Genomic DNA, 3,325 nt, shown 5'->3' with positions numbered 1-3,325 from the left:
GTCGGCGATCAGCCCGTTCTTCTTGTCGAGGAACAGGATGCGGAACTGCTCGCGGTTCTCGAAGGCCATGGCCGAGCGACAATAGTCGAGCAACTGCGTCCAGTTGGACAGGACTTCGCGGCCGCGCACCTCGCCGCGCGCCATGCGCTGGGCCGTGGCGGCGATCACCTTGAGATCGGTCGCGACGGTCGGTCCGATGCCTTTGATTTCTTCAAGCAGGGATGCCTGCGCGCCGAGCACCTCGGCCAGCGAGCCGAAGCGGGCGATCAGCGCCTTGGCGATCGGCTTGGTGTCGACGCGCGGGATCAGCCGGAACAGCAGCAGCTCGAGCAGCTCATAGTCGGGCAGGGCATCCGGTCCGCCGGCGACAAAGCGTTCGCGCAGGCGGTCGCGATGGCCGTGATAATGGGGCTTTTCCGCCGCCGCGGCCTTTTTCAGCGCTGTCTTGGGCGGTTCGATCCAGCTTTCGGAAAAGAACGCCCGCTCGTCCTCGGCTTTGCCCATATTCGCCCGCCCCCCTCAGGCTCAGGTCGAAGTTCTAGGCCGGCAGGCCGGGGCGGTCGAGCTTTTTCGGCGACAGCGTGAAGATCTCGCAGCCGGTGTCGGTGACGCCGATCGTGTGCTCGTACTGCGCCGACAGCGAGCGGTCGCGCGTGACCGCGGTCCAGCCGTCCGACAGCACCTTCACATGCGGCCGGCCGAGATTGATCATCGGCTCGACGGTGAAGATCATGCCGGGTCGCATCTCGACGCCTTCATTGACGGTGCCGTAATGCAAGATGTTCGGCGCGTCGTGGAAAAGCTGGCCGACGCCGTGGCCGCAGAAATCGCGCACCACCGAGCAGCGCTCAGCCTCGGCATAGGTCTGGATCGCGGCGCCGATGGCGCCGGTGCGGGCGCCGGGCTTGATCGCGGCGATGCCGCGCATCAGGCACTCGTAGGTCACCTCAAGCAAGCGCTCGGCGGCGCGCTTGATAGTGCCCACCGGATACATGCGCGAGGAATCGCCATGCCAGCCGTCGAGGATGTAGGTGACGTCGATGTTGACGATGTCGCCTTCCTTCAGCGGCTTATTGTCGGGAATGCCGTGGCAGACGACATGGTTGATCGAGGTGCAGGACGATTTGGTATAGCCGCGATAATTGAGCGTCGCCGGCAGCGCACCGTGGTCCATGCCGAATTCGAAGACGAAGCGGTCGATCGTTTCCGTCGTCACGCCGGGCTTCACCATCGGCACGAGCTCGTCCAGGCAGCGCGCGGTGAGGTCGCAGGCCTTGCGCATGCCGGCAAAACCTTCCTCGCCATAGAGGCGGATCTGGCCGGTATTTCTAAGGGGGGCCGTGGAGGCGTCGAGATAGGTTACCATTTTTGTCCGTTTGCCGGCGTTGGCTCCAAAAAGGCCGAACGCGAAAGTCTGCCCCAGATTTGGCACCGGAAGCCGCAAGGTTCAAGGACGAAGTGCGGTTGCGGCGTCCATTGCGGCTTTCCTTCGGCAGTTCCATGGGTTAGGCCGGGTCTGTTATCCGGAGATTGCCTTGACGGCACCTAAACGCGAAAGATCGACGCTGCTGCCGGCCAGGACCGCTTTTGCGGGCCTGATGGCGCTGCTGATGCTCGCGCTGCTGGGCTTTGCACAGGCCGGCATCTCCGCATCGGCCGTCTCGCTCCAAGGCGGTTCCAGCGTCAGCGCCACCCGCCAGGGCGCCCCGATCGCGCTGCTCAGAACCACCGGCAAGGCGCAGGCGCTTGAGGTTCGGGCCAGCCGGCCGCTGCCGGCAAAACCCGTCGGCGGCAACCCCGGCGCGCTTGCGCCCGCAGCCGATTTTCTGGTCGTCGCACAGGGGTTGTCAGCCGAGATGGGCGTCACGCCCGCGGCGGGAAGCGCGACGCCTTCGCGCACCAACCAGCCCCGCGCGCCGCCCGCTGCATAAAGCCTTAGCCGCAAGGCGCGGCACTCAAATCAAAAACATTTCTTCGCGTCGCGACCCGGCGACGGCCGCGGGCCGTCCGCCGGTCGCGTGCGCGTCAGTTCGGATTCCGTTCAATGCAACGCATCAAGACATTCAAGACACTTACCCGCGCCGCCGCCGCGGCCTCTTTTCTGGCAATCCAGGCGGTGATCTGCATCGGTACCGTATACTGGGCCGTTGCCGCCACCCTTCGGATGGAGGGAACGGCGGCGATGGTGCTCGCGGCCATCTTCGCGCTGCCGTCCGCCTATCTGCTGATGGTGGTTATCCGCATGGCCTATGACGCAGAGACAGACCCGGCCAACCAGTAGCGCCGACGATATGGAACAAGAGCAGGGCGGCGCGGGTTGCGTCGCCCTGTCACATAATGGTTATCCTGCGGCCTTAGTCAGGTTTTCCAGCCCCGGCGCCTGCCGGACTTCCTCAGCTTGATCAAGAACAGGTATTCCCATGCGCCAGATCGTCCTCGCCGCCGCCCTCTTGCTGGCAACCACCGTGGCGAGCGCCGCCGACAGCACGCTGGTGCTCTATACCAGCCAGCCGAACACCGACGCCCAGCAGACGGTCGACGCCTTCATGGCCAAGAACCCGGGCATCAAGGTCGACTGGGTACGCGACGGCACGCCGAAGATCCTGGCGAAGCTGCGTGCCGAGATCGAGGCCGGCCAGCCGCAGGCCGACGTGCTCCTGATCGCCGATGTCGTGACCATGGAGGGTCTCAAGAAGGAAGGCCGCCTGCTTGCCTATCCGGAGGCCAAGGTCGACGGCCTCGACGCCGCGCTCTACGACAAGGACAAGAGCTATTTCTCGACCAAGCTGATCACCACCGGCATCGTCTACAACACCAAGGCGCCTTTCATCCCGACGAGCTGGGAAGATCTAAAAAAGCCGGAGGCCAAGGGCCTCATCGCGATGCCGAGCCCGCTGACCTCGGGCGCGGCGATGATCCACACGGTGACGCTCACCGGCAACCTGCCGGAGGGCTGGGACTATTATGGCGCGCTCGCCAAGAACGGCGCACAGGCGAGCGGCGGCAATGGCGACGTGCTCAAGGCCGTCAGCGGCGGCGACAAGCTGTTCGGCATGATCGTCGACTACATGCCGATCCGCGAGAAGGCCAAGGGCGCGCCTGTCGAGTTCGTGTTCCCGAAGGAAGGCGTGTCAGCCGTCACCGAGCCGGTCGCCATCCTCTCCACCGCCAAGAACAAGGACGCCGCCAAGGCCTTCGTCGATTTCCTCTTGTCGAAGGACGGACAGGAAGTGGCGGCCAAGATGGGCTACATCCCGGCGCGCGCCGATGTCGCGCTGCCGACCGGCTATCCGGACCGCGCCTCGATCAAGGTGCTGGATTATGA

At 64.9% G+C, this 3,325-nt stretch carries 5 protein-coding genes; 3 read left to right on the top strand and 2 right to left on the bottom strand.

Features of this window, described 5'->3' with window-relative positions; all coding sequences use genetic code 11:
• Both EOD07_RS27810 and map read right to left on the bottom strand, forming a co-directional pair.
• Positions 1-504: UPF0758 domain-containing protein (locus EOD07_RS27810; RefSeq protein WP_164772593.1), on the bottom strand; the 504-nt coding region annotated here is incomplete at its 3' end.
• Positions 505-538: 34 nt separating this feature from the next.
• On the bottom strand, positions 539-1,366 hold the full coding sequence (gene map, locus EOD07_RS27805; RefSeq protein ID WP_041008132.1) for a type I methionyl aminopeptidase: 828 nt from the start codon (positions 1,364-1,366) through the stop codon (positions 539-541).
• A 169-nt stretch (positions 1,367-1,535) separates the two neighbouring features.
• On the opposite strand from map, the gene EOD07_RS27800 reads away from it, so the two are divergent.
• The 3 genes from EOD07_RS27800 to EOD07_RS27790 form a co-directional block, all read left to right on the top strand.
• Entirely contained in the window at positions 1,536-1,931 is a 396-nt protein-coding gene (locus EOD07_RS27800; RefSeq protein WP_127237668.1) for a hypothetical protein, read from the top strand.
• Between the two features lie 113 nt (positions 1,932-2,044).
• Entirely contained in the window at positions 2,045-2,281 is a 237-nt protein-coding gene (locus tag EOD07_RS27795) for a hypothetical protein (RefSeq protein ID WP_071032005.1), read from the top strand.
• 139 nt (positions 2,282-2,420) lie between these two features.
• The coding region (locus EOD07_RS27790; RefSeq protein WP_127237667.1) for an ABC transporter substrate-binding protein at positions 2,421-3,325 on the top strand (905 nt) is incomplete at its 3' end.

It is taken from the genome of Mesorhizobium sp. M2C.T.Ca.TU.002.02.1.1 (assembly GCF_003997225.1).
This window is presented reverse-complemented; position numbering and strand designations above follow the sequence as displayed.